17 protein-coding genes and 2 pseudogenes are annotated in these 17,257 nt (G+C 72.4%); 11 read left to right on the plus strand and 8 right to left on the minus strand.

Annotated features, from left to right (window positions below):
- Positions 1-95: 95 nt before the first annotated feature.
- From ACFPFQ_RS26590 to ACFPFQ_RS26600, 3 genes are all read left to right on the plus strand, one after another.
- On the plus strand, positions 96-698 hold the full coding sequence (locus ACFPFQ_RS26590; RefSeq protein WP_379623808.1) for a DUF6226 family protein: 603 nt from the start codon (positions 96-98) through the stop codon (positions 696-698).
- A 67-nt stretch (positions 699-765) separates the two neighbouring features.
- Positions 766-1,149, plus strand: a complete 384-nt coding sequence (locus ACFPFQ_RS26595) for a MerR family transcriptional regulator (protein WP_379623501.1) — start codon at positions 766-768, stop codon at positions 1,147-1,149.
- Positions 1,146-1,478, plus strand: a complete 333-nt coding sequence (locus tag ACFPFQ_RS26600) for a thioredoxin family protein (protein WP_379623503.1) — start codon at positions 1,146-1,148, stop codon at positions 1,476-1,478. The genes ACFPFQ_RS26595 and ACFPFQ_RS26600 overlap by 4 nt, the downstream gene beginning before the upstream one ends.
- On the opposite strand, the gene ACFPFQ_RS26605 is transcribed toward ACFPFQ_RS26600, so the two are convergent.
- Positions 1,462-1,932 (minus strand): hypothetical protein, encoded by a 471-nt coding sequence (locus tag ACFPFQ_RS26605; protein WP_379623505.1) that lies wholly within the window; start codon positions 1,930-1,932, stop codon positions 1,462-1,464. The two genes, ACFPFQ_RS26600 and ACFPFQ_RS26605, sit on opposite strands and share 17 nt — an antisense overlap.
- Positions 1,933-2,023: 91 nt before the next feature.
- Between ACFPFQ_RS26605 and ACFPFQ_RS26610 the strand changes: the two genes are divergently transcribed.
- The 3 genes from ACFPFQ_RS26610 (at position 2,024) to ACFPFQ_RS26620 (ending at position 7,891) form a co-directional block, all read left to right on the plus strand.
- Positions 2,024-5,386, plus strand: a complete 3,363-nt coding sequence (locus tag ACFPFQ_RS26610) for an error-prone DNA polymerase (RefSeq protein WP_379623810.1) — start codon at positions 2,024-2,026, stop codon at positions 5,384-5,386.
- 103 nt (positions 5,387-5,489) lie between these two features.
- A complete protein-coding gene (locus ACFPFQ_RS26615) occupies positions 5,490-7,250 on the plus strand; it encodes a hypothetical protein (protein ID WP_379623507.1) in 1,761 nt (586 codons plus the stop codon).
- Positions 7,251-7,276: 26 nt separating this feature from the next.
- The gene (locus ACFPFQ_RS26620; RefSeq protein WP_379623509.1) at positions 7,277-7,891 is read left to right on the plus strand and encodes a pentapeptide repeat-containing protein; all 615 of its coding nucleotides are present in this window, start codon (positions 7,277-7,279) and stop codon (positions 7,889-7,891) included.
- A 90-nt stretch (positions 7,892-7,981) separates the two neighbouring features.
- On the opposite strand, the gene ACFPFQ_RS26625 is transcribed toward ACFPFQ_RS26620, so the two are convergent.
- Positions 7,982-8,605: a GPR1/FUN34/YaaH family transporter gene (locus ACFPFQ_RS26625; RefSeq protein WP_379623511.1), complete on the minus strand. Its 624-nt coding sequence runs from the start codon at positions 8,603-8,605 to the stop codon at positions 7,982-7,984.
- A 164-nt stretch (positions 8,606-8,769) separates the two neighbouring features.
- Between ACFPFQ_RS26625 and ACFPFQ_RS26630 the strand changes: the two genes are divergently transcribed.
- Positions 8,770-9,627, plus strand: a complete 858-nt coding sequence (locus tag ACFPFQ_RS26630; RefSeq protein ID WP_379623513.1) for a bifunctional methylenetetrahydrofolate dehydrogenase/methenyltetrahydrofolate cyclohydrolase — start codon at positions 8,770-8,772, stop codon at positions 9,625-9,627.
- Positions 9,624-9,923, plus strand: coding sequence for a DUF3017 domain-containing protein (locus tag ACFPFQ_RS26635; protein ID WP_379623515.1), 300 nt, complete (start codon positions 9,624-9,626; stop codon positions 9,921-9,923). Before ACFPFQ_RS26630 ends, ACFPFQ_RS26635 begins: the two co-directional genes overlap by 4 nt.
- Positions 9,924-9,927: 4 nt before the next feature.
- Here the strand turns inward: ACFPFQ_RS26635 and ACFPFQ_RS26640 are convergent, their stop codons facing one another.
- Genes ACFPFQ_RS26640 through ACFPFQ_RS26650 form a run of 3 tightly spaced genes read right to left on the minus strand, consistent with a single transcriptional unit; the run spans position 9,928 to position 12,447 of the window.
- Positions 9,928-10,869: an ABC transporter ATP-binding protein gene (locus tag ACFPFQ_RS26640; protein WP_379623516.1), complete on the minus strand. Its 942-nt coding sequence runs from the start codon at positions 10,867-10,869 to the stop codon at positions 9,928-9,930.
- A complete protein-coding gene (locus tag ACFPFQ_RS26645) occupies positions 10,866-11,669 on the minus strand; it encodes an ABC transporter permease (RefSeq protein ID WP_379623518.1) in 804 nt (267 codons plus the stop codon). Before ACFPFQ_RS26645 ends, ACFPFQ_RS26640 begins: the two co-directional genes overlap by 4 nt.
- Entirely contained in the window at positions 11,662-12,447 is a 786-nt protein-coding gene (locus tag ACFPFQ_RS26650; protein WP_379623520.1) for an ABC transporter permease, read from the minus strand. Before ACFPFQ_RS26650 ends, ACFPFQ_RS26645 begins: the two co-directional genes overlap by 8 nt.
- 343 nt (positions 12,448-12,790) lie before the next feature.
- Here ACFPFQ_RS26650 and ACFPFQ_RS26655 point away from each other — a divergent pair.
- A pseudogene (locus ACFPFQ_RS26655) lies at positions 12,791-12,958 on the plus strand (hypothetical protein); the annotation flags it as partial.
- 312 nt (positions 12,959-13,270) lie between these two features.
- Here the strand turns inward: ACFPFQ_RS26655 and ACFPFQ_RS26660 are convergent.
- Positions 13,271-13,414 (minus strand): annotated as a pseudogene (locus tag ACFPFQ_RS26660) (TetR family transcriptional regulator); the annotation flags it as partial.
- Positions 13,415-13,533: 119 nt separating this feature from the next.
- On the opposite strand from ACFPFQ_RS26660, the gene ACFPFQ_RS26665 reads away from it, so the two are divergent.
- Both ACFPFQ_RS26665 and ACFPFQ_RS26670 read left to right on the plus strand, forming a co-directional pair.
- Positions 13,534-14,556: an aldo/keto reductase gene (locus tag ACFPFQ_RS26665; protein ID WP_379623522.1), complete on the plus strand. Its 1,023-nt coding sequence runs from the start codon at positions 13,534-13,536 to the stop codon at positions 14,554-14,556.
- Positions 14,553-15,419, plus strand: a complete 867-nt coding sequence (locus ACFPFQ_RS26670; RefSeq protein ID WP_379623524.1) for an LLM class flavin-dependent oxidoreductase — start codon at positions 14,553-14,555, stop codon at positions 15,417-15,419. Before ACFPFQ_RS26665 ends, ACFPFQ_RS26670 begins: the two co-directional genes overlap by 4 nt.
- Before the next feature lie 22 nt (positions 15,420-15,441).
- On the opposite strand, the gene ACFPFQ_RS26675 is transcribed toward ACFPFQ_RS26670, so the two are convergent.
- Together ACFPFQ_RS26675 and ACFPFQ_RS26680 are read right to left on the minus strand one after the other, a co-directional pair.
- A complete protein-coding gene (locus ACFPFQ_RS26675; RefSeq protein WP_379623526.1) occupies positions 15,442-16,107 on the minus strand; it encodes a response regulator in 666 nt (221 codons plus the stop codon).
- Positions 16,104-17,240: a sensor histidine kinase gene (locus ACFPFQ_RS26680; protein ID WP_379623528.1), complete on the minus strand. Its 1,137-nt coding sequence runs from the start codon at positions 17,238-17,240 to the stop codon at positions 16,104-16,106. Before ACFPFQ_RS26680 ends, ACFPFQ_RS26675 begins: the two co-directional genes overlap by 4 nt.
- Positions 17,241-17,257 lie beyond the last annotated feature (17 nt).

Consider the following 17,257-nt stretch of genomic DNA (forward strand, 5'->3'; position numbering starts at 1 on the left):
TCGCCACGCCCTACCACGCGAGCATGATCACCGATACCAGGTCAGAACCCTTACAGGACACGCCCTAGTGGTAACCGCTCCGAATCGTCCTCGCCATCGCCGCGTCCGCGGGGGATCATGAAACGGTGAATCGCAGGTGGGCGGGGGCCCCTCCGGAAGAGGCATACGGCCGGGTCACCGACCCGGGTCGGTTCGCGGCGCTGCACACGATCGCGGGGGAGGCACTCGACGAGCTCGAGCTCCGCTACGACGTCACGCGGGAGCGGGCGTTGGAGCCGGATCGGCACAGCACCGCGCCCGCTCCGGTGGTGCGGCTCGTGCCGCGCGATCCCGCCGCTGCCACGCTGACGGTGGTCTTCACGGCCTTTCCCGGGTTGATCGTGCGCCTGGGCCGCGACGACGACACCCTCTACCTGCCGACGTGTGGCTGCGATGCGTGTGACGAGTTGGTCGAGGACTGCGCCGAGCTGCTGGGCGACTACGTCGACGCGCTCGCCACGGGCGCTTTCGGGGAGGGCCTGACGCTGGACGACGGCTGGTGGCACGAGCGGTGGATCCGGACGGAGCGGCGTTCGAGCTCCAGCCGGTCGCTCGTGGAGGACCCGATCCAGCTCGCCGAGCTGCGTGCCGCGATGCCGCACGGCGAACGGACGTGGGCGGCCTGGTCCCGCAGGGCCGACGGCCAGGACATCGGCTGATCGGAGTGCTGCCGCGGAGCAGGTTGAGCTGGCGTTGCCGTCGGGGTGAAGGTTTACCGTCAGCGACATGCGGATCGGGGAGCTGGGCAGTCGGGCCGGGGTGAGCACCCGCACGCTGCGCCACTACGAGGAGCTCGGCCTGATCCGGGCCGGGCGGCGGGCCAACGGCTACCGCGAGTACGACGAGCACGACGTCACGATCGTCGGTGAGATCCGGTCGCTCGCGGAGCTCGGGTTCGCGCTCGAGGAGACGCGCCCCTTCGTCGAATGCCTGCGCGCCGGGCACCCGAGCGGGGCGAGCTGCCCCGATTCGCGCGAGGTGCAGCGGCGCAAGCTCGCCGAGGTCGACGGCTGGATCACCCGGCTGCAGGCCGTCCGGGCCGAGCTCGCCGTCGGCCTGCTCGATCCGCCCGTCCCGCGTTGCGAGCTCTTCCCGGAGGCCCACCCATGATCGTCACCGTCACCGATGCCACCTACGAGGAGCTGGTGCTGCGCGCCGAGCTGCCCGTGCTGCTGGACTTCACCGCCGAGTGGTGCCCACCCTGTCGCATGATCACTCCGGTGCTGCGGGAGATCGCCGTGGAGCAGGCGGGCCGGCTCGTGGTCGCGCAGCTCGACGTGGATGCCGATCCCGGCACCCCCGCCGCACTGGGCGTGCTCGCCATGCCCACGCTCGTGCTCTTCTCCCGCGGCGAGATCGTGGCCCGCAGCACCGGCGCGAAGCCGAAGGCGGCACTGCTGCGGTTGCTCGACGAGCACCTGCTCAGCCCGCTGGGCTGATCTCCGGGCGGCCGTGCACCAGGTACCGGCCCCGCCAGGCGCCCACCGCCACGGCCACCGGCAGCGGCGGGATCGTGAACCACACCGCGGCGTCGGTGGCCATGCCCAGCGCGGTGAAGGCGGCGCCCAGCACCAGTACCGACGCCCCGCTCAGCACCGCGCCGGTGAGCCGCGGACGCCGTCCGAGCCGCGGGCCGAGCAGGCCGATGACGAGCCCCACCAGCACGCCGAGCACCACGCCTGCGAGCGCTCCGAGGAAGACGGTGAGGGTGAGGGCGCTGAGCACGCCGTTGACGCCCCTGGCCACGGCGGCGACGTCGGGGGCGGGCAGGCCGAACCGGGGGGTCGGGGCCAGCAGCGCGCCGAGCACGGCGTAGGCGACGAGGGAGAGCGGGCCGGCGATCGCGCCGGCGAGCGCTCCCGTTGCCACGCCCCTGCCCAACGCTGCGGTCACCCCGGCAACTGTACGGACCACCTCGAAGGTGTGACCCGTTCTCCATCGTCCGGCGGTTGAGTCGATGTCGAACTCATGTTCGAATATGGGTGTGGGCTGGAACAACCCGGACGTCTCGTGGGCGGAGCTGGAGGCGGCGCTGTCCGGTCGCCCGCGCGACGGGGTGAGCCTGCGTGGCGGTCCCGAGCACGACGGCGGCGACAGCCCGGCATGGTCACGCAAGCGGGAGCGCTACGAGCCGCCCGAGCTCGAGGTCACCGGCCCCCGCGTCCCCTTCGCCGAGCTGCACTGCCACTCCAACTTCAGCTTCCTCGACGGCGCGAGCCACCCCGAGGAGCTGATCGAGCAGGCCTACCGGCTCGGGCTCGACGCCATCGCGCTCACCGACCACGACGGCATGTACGGGGTGGTGCGGTTCGCCGACGCGGCGGCGGAGCTGGGCGTGCGCACGGTCTTCGGCTCCGAGCTGTCCCTGGGTCTCGCGGCGCCGCAGAACGGCGTCGCCGATCCCGGGGGCAGCCACCTGCTGCTGCTCGCCCGCGATCCCGACGGCTACCGGGCGCTGTGTCGCACGATCAGCGCCGCCCAGCTGCGCGGTGAGGAGAAGGGGCGCCCGGTCTACGAGCTGGACGAGATCGTGGCCGACACCGCGGGCCGGGTGCTGGTGCTCACCGGGTGCCGCAAGGGTGCGGTGCAGCAGGCGCTGCGCACCGGCGGGCGGGAGGGCGCGGCGAAGGCGCTGCGCGGGCTCGTCGAGCGGTTCGGCGCCGATCACGTGGCCGTCGAGCTCACCTACGGCGGGTTGCCCACCGACACCGAACGCAACGACGCGCTCGCCGAGCTCGCCCGCGACGCCGGGCTGCCCACGGTGGCGTCCACGGCGGCGCACTACGCCACCACGTCCCGGTTCCCGCTGGCCACCGCCCTGTCGGCGGTCCGGTCCCGGCGCAGCCTCGACGACGCCGACGGCTGGTTGCCGCCAGCGGGCACCGCGCACCTGCGCTCCGGGGCGGAGATGGCGGCCCGGTTCGACGAGCGCTACCCGGGCGCGGTGGCGCGGGCCGCGCAGTTCGGGGTGGAGTGCGCGTTCTCGATCGACCTGGTGGCGCCGCGGCTGCCGCCGTTCGAGGTGCCACCGGAACGCACCGAGGCCACCTGGCTGCGCGAGCTCACCATGCGGGGGGTGATGCGGCGCTACGGGAGCCAGGCCGAGAACCCCGAGGCGCACGACATGATCCAGCACGAGCTGAAGATCATCGAGGAGAAGGACTTCCCCGGCTACTTCCTGATCGTGCACGACATCGTCGAGTTCTGCCGCCGCTCCGGCATCCTCTGCCAGGGCCGGGGCTCCGCCGCCAACTCCGCGGTCTGCTTCGCGCTGGGCATCACCAACGTCGACGCCGTGGCGTGCGGCCTGCTGTTCGAACGGTTCCTGTCCCCGGCCCGGGAGGGCTACCCCGACATCGACCTCGACATCGAGTCCGGCCGCCGCGAGGAGGCCATCCAGTACGTCTACCGCAGCCACGGCCGCGACTGCGCCGCCCAGGTCGCCAACGTCATCACCTACCGGCCGCGCTCGGCGGTGCGCGACATGGCCAAGGCGCTCGGGTTCTCACCCGGCCAGCAGGATGCGTGGAGCAAGCGGATCGAGCGCTGGCACGGCCTCGCCGACGGCCCGCTCCCGGACGGCATGCCGGCGCAGGTCGTCGAGCTGGCCGATCAGCTGCTCGGCTTCCCCCGCCACCTCGGCATCCACTCCGGGGGCATGGTGATCTGCGACCGGCCGGTGTCGGAGGTGGTGCCCGTCGAGTGGGCGCGGATGGAGAACCGCACGGTCGTGCAGTGGGACAAGGACGACTGCGCGTCGGCCGGGCTCGTCAAGTTCGACCTGCTCGGGCTGGGCATGCTCACCGCGCTGCACCTGATGATCGACCTCGTCCTGGAGCACGAGGGGCGCACCGTCGAGCTGCACGATCTGCAGCCCAACGATCCGAGCGTGTACGCGATGTTGCAGCGGGCCGACTCGGTCGGGGTGTTCCAGGTGGAGTCCCGCGCCCAGATGGCCACGCTCCCGCGGCTGCGCCCGGAAACGTTCTACGACCTCGTCGTCGAGGTCGCGCTGATCCGCCCCGGCCCGATCCAGGGCGGCTCGGTGCACCCCTACATCCGCCGCCGCCGCGGGCAGGAGGAGTGGGAACACGACCACCCGCTGCTGAAGAACGCGCTGGACAAGACGCTGGGCGTGCCGCTGTTCCAGGAGCAGCTGATGCAGGTGGCCGTCGACGTCGCCGGGTTCTCCGCGAGCGATGCCGACGAGCTGCGTCGCGCGATGGGGTCCAAGCGGTCGGAGGAGAAGATGGAGCGGCTGCGGGGGCGGCTGTTCACCGGCATGGCGGCCAACGGCATCGGCGACGAGCTGGCCGAGCAGATCTTCCAGAAGATGCTGGCGTTCGCCAACTTCGGCTTCCCCGAGAGCCACGCCATCAGCTTCGCGTCGCTGGTCTACTACAGCGCCTGGTTCAAGCTCTACCACCCGGCCGCGTTCTGCGCGGCGCTGCTCAACGCGCAGCCGATGGGCTTCTACTCGCCGCAGTCGCTGGTGGCCGACGCCCGCCGCCACGGCGTGCTCGTGCGCGGCCCGGACGTCAACCTCGGCCGTGCCGAGGCGGTGCTGCAGCCCGCGCCGCTCAGCACCGGCGGGCACGCGATCCGGCTCGGGCTCGCCGAGGTGAAGGGCATCGGCATCGAGCTCGCCGAGAAGATCGACGCCGAGCGTGACGGCGGCGGCGACTACCGCGATCTCGCCGACCTGTCCCGCCGGGTGCAGCTCACCGTGCCGCAGGCAGAGGCGTTGGCCACCGCAGGCGCGTTCGGCTGCTTCGGAGCCAAGGACGGATCGGGGCTGGACCGGCGCTCGGCGTTGTGGGCGGCGGGGGTGGTGGCGGCGGTGCGGCCCGGCCAGCTGCCCGGCACCACCGTCGGGCTCGACGCGCCCGCGCTGCCGGGCATGACCGACGTCGAGCTCACCGCGTCCGACATCTGGGCCACCGGTGTCTCGCCGGGGAGCCACCCGATGCAGCACCTGCGCGAACGGCTGGCCGCGCTCGGTGCCGTCCGCATCGACGGGCTCGACGAGATCGGCCGCGATCTGGACCCCTTCGACCCCGAGACCCGCCCGCCCCGCGTGCTGGTGGGTGGGCTCGTCACCCACCGGCAGCGGCCGGCCACGGCCAAGGGCGTCACGTTCGTCAACCTGGAGGACGAGAGCGGCATGCTCAATGTCACCTGCTCGGAGGGGTTGTGGGCCCGCTACCGCACGGTGGCGGTCGGCAGCGCGGCCCTGCTCGTGCGCGGGCGGCTGGAGCGCAGCCCGGAAGGCGTGCTCAACCTGGTGGCCGACCGGCTCCAGAAGCTGCCCCTCACGGTTGAGGTCAAGTCGCGCGACTTCCGCTGAACCCCCGCACGCACACGATCTTCACGGGTCTCGCACCCCTTCATCACCGCGCCCTCAGCGACCCCACAGGTCATCGCCGCACCCTGGAGCGGAAGGAGGCGCCGTGCGCAGGGCGACGATCCACCGCTGGCTGTCGCCGATGCTGGCGGCGGTGGCCGTCGGGCTGCTCCCGGTGGCGGCGGCCACCACCGATCTGGCCCGCATCGGCGGCTGGGGGCTGGCCGCCGTGCTGGGGCCGGCCGCGTGGGCGTCGCTGCTGTGTGCGGTGGCCGCGTGCGTGGCGGAGCTGCAGCACCCGAGCCCGCGCATCCCGATGCTGACCGTCGCCACGGGTGTGCTGATCCTCTGCTCGTTCGGGATGCCGTCGGTGGTGGAGCCCGCGGCACGGTTCAGCACGGCGTGGCAGATGTCGGGGTTCGTCGACGCCATCGCGCAGGGCGGGGTCGCACCCGTCACCGTCGACGCGCGGTTCTCCTGGCCCGCGTTCTTCGCGCAGTGGGCGTTCTTCCGGGACGCAGGCGGCGCGACCCAGCTGGACTCCGTGCTGCGCTGGTTCCCGCCGGCGATCAACGCGGTGTGGGCGACGGCCATCTACGCGATGGCCCGCTCCATCCTGGGCGGCACCCGCACGCCGTGGGTTGCGGCCTGGCTGTTCCTCGGGCTGAACTGGATCCAGCAGGACTACTTCTCGCCGCAGGCCACCGGCATCGTGCTGCTGCTCACCGTGATCACGTTCGTGCTCGGCCCGCTGGCCACCCGCCGCATCGCCACCGCAGGCGGTGCGGTTCTGGCCGGCCGGTGGCGGCGGGTGATCGCCGCGGTGCGGACCCCGTCGAACCGGCCGGGCCTGCCGCCGCGGCAGCTGCTGCTCATCTGGTTCTGCCTCGGGCTGTGCGTGCTGGCCGTCGCGCCGGCACACCAGCTGACGCCGTTCGCGATCATCGTGCAGCTCGCGCTGCTCGCTGCCTTCGGCCGGTTCCGCGGGCGCGGCCTGTTGCTGGTCGCGATCGTGGCCGTGGTCGCCTACATCCTCATCGGGGCCCGCTCGATCTGGTTCAACCAGCTGAGCCTGTTCATCGGCGGCGGTGGGGGCGCGGCGCTGCAGGCGGGCATCGCCGACCGGATCACCGGCGACACGGGCCAGGTCGTGGTCAAGTACCTGAGCATCGCCGTGCCAGCGCTGACGTGGCTGCTGGCGATCATCGGGGCCAGGGTCCACTGGCGGCGCACCCGCGACCTGGTCCCGATCGGGCTGGCCGTGATGCCGATGGGGTTCGCCGCCGTCCAGAGCTACGGCGGCGAGCTGATCCTGCGGATCGTCCTCTACGGCCTGCCGATCCTCACGATCCTCGGCACCGAGGCACTGCGCGCGCTGGTGCGCAGGCAACGGCAGCGGGGCGGGCCGTTCGGGCGGCGCCGGATCGAGCTGGTGCTCGCCGCGGGCATGGCACTGCTGTTCGCGACGCTCGTGCTGATCCGCGGCGGGAACGACGGCTACCAGCTCGTCACACCGCAGGACGTCGCGCTGCTGCGGACGACGATCGCGCAGACGGCGCCGGGCCGGTCGATCGCCTCGTTGATCAGCGACGCGGGGCCCAGCCAGGTGGCGGGCGTCGCCGACCACCGCAACGGTGTCGGCATCGACCAGTGCATCGGCGAGCCCTCGGGAACGGACCCGGTGGCGTGCATCGTCGCCGCGGCCCCGGACGTGATCATCAGCTATCCGTCGACCGAGCGGAAGGGTGTGGTGCTCGACGGCCTGCAGCCCGGCTGGTCGCTGCGGCTCGCGCAGGAGCTGGCGGCCACCGGCAAGTACCGGATCACCACGCAGGACGGGTACGACCTGGTGCTCGTCCGGGTCTGACGGACCGCTGTGTCACCCTGTGCGGGATGTCTGACCCAGCTGCCCTCGATGATGCCGAGTTCACCGCCCTCGACCTCTCCGACCTCACCGCCGGTGAGGTGCCATGGTTGCGCAGGCGCTTCGTCCGGTGCGATTTCACCGGGGCCGACCTGCGGGAGCTCGTCACCGAGACGTGCACGTTCGACGAGTGCGATTTCTCCGGTGCGGACCTGGGCGATTCGGTGCACCGGGCGGGAGCGTTCCGCAGTTGCACGTTCCGCAGATCGTCGCTCGGGGGAGCCCGGTTCAGCGGCTGCTCGCTGCTGGGGAGCGCGCTGATCGACTGCCGGCTGCGGCCGGCCACGTTGGTCGACTGCGATCTGACGCTCGTCGGGCTCGGCCGCGCGGATCTGCGCAAGACCGATCTGTCCGGGCTGCGGATGCGTGAGGCCAACCTCGTGGACGCCGACCTGCGCGAGTGCGATCTGCGCGACGCCGACCTCACCGGTGCCCGGCTGCAGGGCACCCGGTTCGAGGGAGCCGATCTGCGCGGTGCCCGCATCGGTGCCGACGGGCTGGTGCAGGCGAGGCTCGCGGGCGCCACGGTCGCCGCGGAGCAGGCGCTGGCGTTCGCGGCCGCCCACGGGCTGCGCGTCGCCTGAGCGGCGTGCCTGCCCCGAACGCCCGACAAGGCGCCTCCAGCGGCGGGCGAACGCCGCGCGGAGACGCCTTGTCGGAATGTGGCGGCCGGGTCAGTGCACCATGGGGTTACCGAGCCCCAGACCCTTCCCGCCGAGCTCGGCCGACATGCTGCCGATGTAGATGTACGCGCCGTCGAGGCTGAACAGCAGGCCGACGATGCCGGCGATGGTGAGCAGACCTGCGGAGCCCGTGAGCACCGCGAGCAGCACGAGCGCCACCGCGATGGTCACCAGCACGAACATCACGGTGAACGCCAGCGGGAGCCGAAGCGTCGACACCGTGAGGCAGACGAACGCGACGAGCCATGCGGTCAGGAACGTCGCCTGGGCGGCGTTCGCGGCCGCGGCATCGACCTTCAGCACGCCGGACACCAGACCGAAGACCAGCATTCCGTAGCTGATCCAGAACGCGCCGAAGAGGCCGAAGATGCTGCCGACAGCACTCTGGCCCTCACGCATCGCCCAGATCCCGGAGATGATCAGACCCAGCCCGGGGACGAACAGCACGATCGGGACGAGCGCACCGAGGCCGGTGGCCGGCAGATATCCGAGAAGGTAGAGGCTGAGACCGATTCCTCCAGCGACGAAGCACGGGAGCCCCAGCAGGCCCGGGTTGGCCGGCGGGGCAGCCGCTACGGCTGCCGTGCTGGATGTGGTCTCGCTGTCTACACTCATAGCACGAACCTCCATAGTGAGGTGAAAGCGAAGCGTCGACGGTCCGCAGTCGGTGTGTGTGCCGTCACAGCAAAGGGTGGCACTTGGCGGAGTTCCCTCTGTCTCAAATTGACACGGACCCCGGCAGATCAGGATCGGGCCGCGGCTCTGCGAGAATCGCCCGCGTGACGGCGACCCTCATGGACGGCAAGGCCACGCTCGGCCACATCCTCGACGAGCTCGCGGTCCGGATCGAGAAACTGCAGGCCAGAGGCGTGCAGCCGGGCCTCGGCACCCTGCTCGTCGGCGACGATCCGGGCTCTCACTCCTACGTCCGCGCCAAGCACCGCGACTGCGCGAAGGTCGGCATCACGTCGATCCAGAAAGAGCTCCCGGCCGACGCCACCCAGAAGGATGTCGAGCAGGCGATCGATGAGCTCAACGCCGACCCCGCGTGCACCGGCTACATCGTGCAGCTGCCGCTGCCGAAGGGCCTCGACGCCGGTGCCGCGCTCGAGCGCATCGACCCCGCGAAGGACGCCGACGGCCTGCACCCGGTGAACCTCGGGCGGCTGGTGCTCGGTGAGCCGGGGGCGCTGCCGTGCACCCCGCGGGGCATCGTCGAGCTGTGCACGCGCTACGGCGTGGAGCTCGCGGGCGCCCGCGTCACCGTCATCGGCCGTGGGATCACGGTCGGGCGCCCGCTCGGGCTGCTGCTGACGCGCCGCAGCGAGAACGCCACCGTCACGCTGTGCCACACCGGCACGCGGGATCTGGCGGCGGAGGTCCGGCGGGCCGACGTCGTCGTCGCGGCGGCGGGCGTGCCGGGGCTGATCACCGTCGACATGGTGCAGTCCGGTGCCACCGTGCTCGACGTCGGCGTCACGCGCACCGAGCTCGGGCTGGTCGGTGACGTCGCTCCCGAGGTGGTCGAGGTAGCCGGGTTGCTGGCGCCGATGCCCGGTGGGGTCGGCCCGATGACGCGCGGCATGCTGCTCACCAACGTCGTGGAGGCCGCGGAGCGCGCAGCGGCCGCCGGGTGAACGCCCCCGGTCGGAAGGCGCGGCACCAGGTGCCGCTGCACGCGCCGCTGTGGCTGGTGGCCCTGATCGCCGCGGCGGGCATGGTCCGCGTGCTCACGCAGCACTGGCGCCAGGGCGCGGTGCTGCTCGGTGCCGCGCTGCTGGTGGCGGCGGCGTTGCGGGTGCTGCTGGCCGACGACCGGGCAGGCCTGCTCGCCATCCGCAGCCGGGTGATCGACGTGCTGTCCTACTCCGGCTTCGGCGTGGTGATCATCGTGCTGGCGCTGACGATCACCCGCGGCTCGCTCTCCGGCTGACCGGTCAGGTGGCGTACAGGGTGCGGACGAGGTCCTCGATCGACGGCTCGTCCACCGTGACGTCCCGCAGCTCCACCCGCTGCGCCACCTGCGCGATCAGATCGGCCGCCGTGGTCTGGGACGGGGCGAACTCCAGCCGCTGGCGCAGCCCCTGCGCCTCCACGACCGCAGCGACCACGCCCGGCAGTCCGGTCAGCGCGGGCGCCGGCTGCACGAGCTCGACGACCAGAGCGCGGTTCCCGGCGAACCGCCGGCGCAGGGTGGTCAGCTCGTCGTCCACGAGCACCCGGCCGTGGTCGATGACGATCACGCGCCGGCACAGCCGCTCGACGTCGGGCAGGTCGTGGGTGGTGAGCAGCAACGTCACGTCGCCGCGGGCGTTGACGGCCGAGAGGAACGTGCGCAGCCGCTCCTTGCTGGCGAGGTCGAGCCCGATGGTCGGCTCGTCGAGCACGAGCAGCTCCGGGGAGTGCAGCAGCGCGGCGGTGACCTCGCCGCGCATCCGCTGGCCCAGCGACAGCTGCCGTACCGGGGTGGTGAGGAACCCGCTCATGTCCAGCAGCTCGACGCACTCCTCGAGCCGGTCGCGGTAGCGCGCGGCCGGCACCCGGTGGATGGCGCCGTGCAGGTCGAAGCTCTGCGCCAGCGGCAGGTCCCACCACAGCTGGCTGCGCTGCCCGAACACCACGCCGATGCGCCGGGCCAGCTCGCGCCGCTCCTTGACGGGGTCGAGCCCGCAGACCTGCGCGCTGCCCGCGCTCGGCACGAGCACGCCGGTGAGCATCTTGATGGTGGTGGACTTGCCGGCCCCGTTGGGACCGAGGAAGCCGACGGCCTCGCCCGGCGCGATCGCCAGCGTGACGTCCTCGACCGCGGTGATCTGCTTGCGTCGGATGCGGGTGCCGACGAGGAAGTCCCGGCGCAGCCGGTCGGTCGTGATGATCATGATCCGGTCCCCTGGTAGTGGCGGACGCCGGAGCGCCAGATGAGTGCCGCGATCGTGACGGTGACGATCGCGATCAGCGGTGAGCTGTAGCGCAGCGCCTCGGGCAGCCCGAGCGGATCGGCCCGGTCGAGCAGTGCGAGCGTCGGGAAGTAGGCCACGAACGCGCTCGGTACGGCGAAGCACAGCAGGCCGCGCAGCCAGGGCCCGTAGATCGTGGCGGGGTAGGAGGTGGAGAAGTTGGAGCCGTAGGTGAGCGAGTTGGCGAACTCCCGGCCGTCGACGAACCAGAAGGACACGGTGTTGGTGGCCACCCAGATCGCGCCGAGGATGACGGCCCCGACCAGCGGGGTGCCGATGGCGACCACCACCTTCAGCGTGGTCCAGTGGATGTTCAGATGGGCGAGCGACCAGACCAGCACCCCCAGCCCGATGACCACCCGGCCCACCCGCTTGAGCGAGACGTCGGCCGAGAGCAGCTGGGGTAGTGCACCCAGCGGGCGCAGCAGCATCACGTCGAACTCGCCGGTGCGGACGTACTCCGGCAGCTGCTCGATCTGCCCGACCGTGAGGTCGGCGATGCCGAACGCCGTGGCGGCCAGCCCGTAGATCAGCAGCACCTCACCCGCGCTGAACCCGCCCAGCGAGGTGACCTGGGTGAAGATCACGAGGATGGCCACGAGCTCGATCCCCTGCCCGAGCAGCTGGGCGATCAGGTCGAGCGCGAACGAGCCGGGGTAGGCGAGCTGCGCACGCGCCCGCGAGGCGATGATCCGGGAGTAGACGCCGCCCGTGTCAGCCACCCTGCACCACCAGCTTCCGGCTCCCGGCCGCCAGCGCGAGCCGTCCGGCGACGAACAGCGCCACGGCCCAGAACCCCTGCTGGCCGATCAGGGCGAGAGCGTTGCCGCGCTCGGTGAAGACGTCGATCGGGTTCTGCATGATCGACGGGAACGGCGTCCACGCGAGCGCCGCCTGCGCCCACCCCGGGAACCAGGACAGCGGGATCACCAACCCGGAGAGCACCCCGCCCGCCGCGCCCCACACCGCCACCACGCCGCGCGCGTCGAGCATCCAGAACGCGCTCGCGTTGAGCAGGAACCGGATCCCGAAGCTGACCGTCACGGCGAGCCCGGCCGCCACGGCGAACAGCAACCAGGTGGTGGCCTGTTCGGGCCAGCGGAACGGGAAGAACACCGCCCCGACCAGCGCCGGGGGGAGCAGCCGGAACAGCACGCCGTGTCCGGCGCGCCCGAGGTCGGTGGCCAGCATGGCGGTCTGCAGGTCCCACGGCCTGCTGAGATCGATCACGATGTCGCCGGTGCGGACCCGCTGCGACAGCTCCATGTCGCCCCACATGAGCACGACGCCGAGCAGGCCCTGCCCGAGCCAGACGTAGGTGACCGCGACGGAGACGTCGTAGCCCCCGACGGTGCCGCGCTGGGCGAGCACAGCCACCAGTACGGCGGCGCGCAGCAGGCCGAAGACGGTGTTGGCGGTGAGCCCGGCGAGGGTGGCCTGACGGTAACCGGCGTAGCGCCGGAACCCCGCTGCGGCGAGTTGGGGGTAGGGCGCGAGCACGTCTTCCCACGATACGGACGGCCGCAACCGGTTTTCGTTCCTGCCCGGCTCGTGGTCCTGCCCGGCTCGTGGACCTGCACAGGCGGGCCACATCGCCGCCACACCGTCGCGACAGATCGGTGGTGCAGGGTCGGTGCCATGATCGGAGCGGCCCTCGACGTCACCCCCGGCGTCGCGCCCGACTTCGATTTCGGTGCGGGGTGCACGGCCTCGGTCGTCGGGGGTCGAGGGCGTGCGCTCCCCGCGCCGTCGTGGCGCGCTTGCTGTCGCCACCGCGCCAACCCCATGGCCACCGCGCCGATGTCGGGACGTCGGCGCGGTGGCCACCTGGTTGGCGCGGTCGATGCGGGAGCGTCTACCGGCGAAGCCCCGCCACGAGCAGCCCGACCAGTCGCCGGGCGTCGTAGCCCTCGCTGCCCGCGCCGACACACAGGTTGCCGACGCCGCGCATCAGCTCGAGGGCGGTCACATCGGTGCGGATCTCGTTGGTGCCGATCTCGTTGGTGCCGATCTCGTTGGTGCCGATCTCGTTGGTGGCAGCCTCCAGCAGCCGGGCGCACACGGGCACGAGCCGGTCGATGAAGTAGGTGTGCAGGCTCTCGAACGTGGGGTTGTCGGCCCGCAGCGCGCCGGCGAGCCCGTGCTTGGTGACGAGGAAGTCGACGAAGAGGTCGATCCATCGCGCCAGCGCATCGTGAGGCGTGCTGCTGCTCGCCAGCAACGCCGGGCCGGCCGCTGCGCACGCCTCGACCTGGTGCCGGTAGACGGCGATGATCAGGTCGGCCCTGGTGGGGAAGTGGCGGTAGATCGTGCCCATTCCGACGCCCGCCGCGGCCGCGATGTCGCGCACCGGTGCCTCGACGCCCGCCGTGACGAACACGGCGGCGGCGGCGTCCAGCAGTGCCTGCTGGTTGCGCCGGGCATCGGCCCGCTTGCGCGGGGGTGGTCCCTCGGCGACGTCGGACACCGTGGCGTTCTCCTCACGTGGTTGTCAAACGGAACATTGCTCCGTATGTTGAACGGAGCGGGGTTCCGTTTCGACAGGATGCCAGATCGGCAGGTCACCCGCGATGGAGGAGTCAGGTCATGCAGTACCGCACCTTGGGTCGCACCGGTGTGCAGGTCAGCACGCTCGTGCTCGGGGCGATGAACTTCGGCGCCATCGGACGCACCACGCAGGACGAGGCCACGGCCATCGTCGATGCCGCTCTCGAGGGCGGCGTCAACGTCATCGACACCGCCGACCGGTACAGCGCAGGCGAGTCGGAGGAGATGGTGGGTCGGGCCATCGCCGGCAGGCGCGACGACATCGTGCTGGCCACGAAGGTCTGGTCGCCGATGGGCGAGGACCCCAACCAGCAGGGCAGCTCGCGCCGCTGGATCGTCACCGAGCTGGACAACAGCCTGCGCCGGCTGGGTGTCGACCACGTCGATCTCTACCAGGTCCACCGGTGGGACCCGACCACCGCCGACGACGAGACGCTGTCGGCGCTGACCGACCTGCAGCGCGCCGGGAAGATCCGCTACTTCGGCTCGTCGACCTTCCCCGCCTACCGGATCGTGCAGGCGCAGTGGGCCGCCCGGGAGAACCACCTGGGCCGCTACGTCACCGAACAGCCGCCCTACTCGATCCTGCAGCGCGGGATCGAGACCCACGTCCTGCCCGTCACCGAGGAGTACGGGCTCGGCACGCTGGTGTGGAGCCCGCTGGCCGGGGGCTGGCTGTCGGGCGCGATCCGCGAGGGCCAGGAGATCGTCACCCATCGCTCGGCGGTGGTGCCGGGGCGTTTCGACACCGCGGTTCCCGCCAACCGGGCCAAGCTCGACGCCGTCGAGCGGCTCGCCAAGGTCGCCGACGCGGCCGGCCTGACGATGATCCAGCTCGCGCTCGGGTTCGTCACCGCGCACCCGGCCGTCACCAGCGCGATCATCGGCCCGCGCACGGTGGACCACCTGCGCTCCCAGCTCGCCGCAGCAGACACCGTGCTCGCCGTCGACGTGCTCGACGCGATCGACGCGATCGTCGCCCCGGGCGTCGATCTCGCCCCGGACGAGAAGTTCGACACCCCACCGGCCCTGCTGGACCCGGCACTGCGGAGGCGTCGATGACCGGCACGAGCATCGGGATCATGACCGCCCCGCAGCAGGTCGACTATGCCGACGTCCGGCGCGTCTGGCGCGAGGCCGACGCGATTCCCGAGATCGAGCACGCCTGGCTGTTCGACCACCTGATGCCGATCGGGGGCGACATCGAGGGACCGGTCTTCGAGGGCTGGACGCTGCTCGCGGCCCTCGCCGCGCAGACCGAGCGCCTGCGCCTCGGGCTACTCGTGACCAGCAACCGCTTCCGGCCGCCCGCGGTACTGGCCAAGATCGCCGCGACCGTCGACGTCGTGTCCGGAGGGCGGCTGGACTTCGGCATCGGTGCCGGCTCGCGCCCCAGCGTCCCGTTCGCCCGCCGCGAGTACGAGGCGCACGGCCTGCCCTACCACGACGCCGCCCACGCGGTGGGCAGCCTCGCGGAGGCGTGCACGATCATCCGGAGGGCGTGGACCGAGGACGCACCCTTCGACTTCGACGGCACCTACCACCAGCTCGTCGGCGCCTTCGGCAACCCGAAGCCGGTGCAGCGACCGCATCCGCCGATCATGATCGGCGGCCGGGCCGCCTCGACGTTGCGGGTGGTCGCCGAGCACGCCGACATGTGGAACATCCCCGGCGGGAACATCGCCGACGCCGTGGAGCGCAGCGCGTTGCTCGACCGCTTCTGCGCCGAGATCGGTCGGGACCCCGCGTCGATCGTCCGCTCGACGGTCCTGCCGGTCTCCTACGACCAGCCCGGGCAGGCCCGCTCCGCGATCGCCGAGGCCCTCGACGCCGGGTTCCCGCACGTCGTACTCGGGTTGCCGGCGCCTTACCCCGTGGGGGTCGCGCGGTGGGTGGCCGACGAGCTCGTCGCCTCGGTGCGCTGACGGGTGCCGGCCGAGAGGGATCTCAGACGAGCTCGGCGTCGTGCACGAGCAGCGCGATCTGGGTGCGGTTGTCCATCGACAGCTTCGTGAGCGCATGCGAGACGTGCGCCTTGACGGTGGCCACGGTCATCCCCAGCTCCGTCGCGATCTCGGCGTTGGACCGGCCGCGCGCCACGGCCAGCGCCACCTCGTGCTCGCGCGGGCTCAACGCAGCCAATGCCCGGCGGGCCTGCTCGTAGGCGCCGGCCTCGGCCGTCACCCGTTCCATCAACCGGCGCGTGATGGTGGGTGACAGGATCGGCTCGCCCGCGGCCACCTGCCGGATCGCCGCCACCATGCGCGCGGGTGGGGTGTCCTTGAGCAGGAACCCGCTGGCCCCGGCCCGCAGCGCCCGCAGCACGTTGGCGTCGGTGTCGAAGGTGGTCAGCACCACCACCTCCGGCGGGTGGGTGCGGGCCCGCAACCGTCGGGTGGCGACGATCCCGTTGACCCGCGCCATCTGCAGGTCCATCAGCACGACGTCGGGGGCGTGGGCATCGACGGCTGCCGGCACCTCGTCGCCGTCGGTCACCTCGCCGATCACGGAGATCCCGGCGGCGCCGTCGAGCATCATGGTCAGCGCGCCGCGCACCAGCGGATCGTCGTCGACGACGAGCACCCGGACGGGCCGGTCGGTGGGGGCGGTCACCGGGGCCACGGTAGCGCCGCGTGCAGCCGGAACTCCCCGGCGGCCGTCACGCCGTGCTCGAGCCGCCCGCCCGCCAGCGCGGCGCGCTCGGCCAGCCCGGCGAGCCCGGTGCCGCTGCCCGGCGTCGAGGCCACCACGGCGGTGAGCGCGTTGCTCACGTCGATCTCGATGCCCGTGCCCGGACCGCCGCACAGCCGGACGTGGATCGGTCGGCCCGGAGCGTGCTTGCGGGCGTTGGTGAGCGCCTCCTGCACGATGCGGTAGGCGGCGCGACCGGCCGTCTCCGGAGCCGAGGTGGCATCGGTGACCGCGTCGTCGAACGTGACGTCGGTGCCGGCCGCGCGCGTCTCCTCGACGAGGTCCTCCAGGCCGGCCAGCACCGGTTGGGGGTGGTCGCCGCGCGGCTCGTCGGCCCGCAGCACGCCGATGACCTCGCGCAGCTCCTCCAGCGCCTGGTGCACGCCCTCGCGGACGACGCCGGCGGCGCGCGCGACCTGGGCGGGCTGGGCGTCGGGGCGGTACTCCAGCGCGCCGGCGTAGGCCGCGACCAGCGACAGCCGGTGGGCGAGGACGTCGTGCATCTCGCGGGCGATCACCGTGCGCTCGTGCGACCGTGCCGCGGCGATGCGCTCTGCCTGCTCCGCCTCGGCGCGCTGCGCCCGCTCGCGCAGCGAGTCGAGCAGCTCCCGCCGGGCCCTGGCGAAGGCGCCGGACGCCACGAGCGCCGCGTGGACGACGCCGTCGAGCACCAGGAACCAGCCGTAGGGCAGGCCCGGGATCGGGTACAGCAACCCCTGGACGGCGTGCGCCGCCGTGCCGACCAGCCCGACGCCGATGGCCGTCAGCGGCGTCTGGCGCTGGGCCACCAGCAACGTGCCGACGGTGGCGGCCGGCGTCCCGGCGGGGGAGAGCGCGGCCAGCGCGGCCAGCGCCACCGCCGCGGGCACGGGTCGGCGCAGGAGCACCGGCAGCAGGGCCACCGCGACCACCCCGACGGCGATCCCGAACCAGAACCAGGGCGTACCGTCGTCGCTGCGCCCGAGCAGGGTCACGGCCGTGAGCGCGCCGACGGCCAGCATCACGCCCGCGGTGACCGCGACGCCCGGCGGGCGGAGGTAGGGATGGCAGCTCACGTGCGGAGCGTAGGTCG

The organism is Pseudonocardia sp. GCM10023141 (assembly GCF_042653605.1).

Bases quoted from the DNA above. Each gene is read 5' to 3' on its own strand.
- ACFPFQ_RS26595 (WP_379623501.1), top strand. From the start codon at position 766: ATGCGGATCGGGGAGCTGGGCAGTCGGGCCGGGGTGAGCACCCGCACG.
- ACFPFQ_RS26600 (WP_379623503.1), top strand. From the start codon at position 1,146: ATGATCGTCACCGTCACCGATGCCACCTACGAGGAGCTGGTGCTGCGC.
- ACFPFQ_RS26620 (WP_379623509.1), top strand. From the start codon at position 7,277: ATGTCTGACCCAGCTGCCCTCGATGATGCCGAGTTCACCGCCCTCGAC.
- ACFPFQ_RS26625 (WP_379623511.1), bottom strand. From the start codon at position 8,605: ATGAGTGTAGACAGCGAGACCACATCCAGCACGGCAGCCGTAGCGGCT.
- ACFPFQ_RS26640 (WP_379623516.1), bottom strand. From the start codon at position 10,869: ATGATCATCACGACCGACCGGCTGCGCCGGGACTTCCTCGTCGGCACC.
- ACFPFQ_RS26665 (WP_379623522.1), top strand. From the start codon at position 13,534: ATGCAGTACCGCACCTTGGGTCGCACCGGTGTGCAGGTCAGCACGCTC.
- ACFPFQ_RS26670 (WP_379623524.1), top strand. From the start codon at position 14,553: ATGACCGGCACGAGCATCGGGATCATGACCGCCCCGCAGCAGGTCGAC.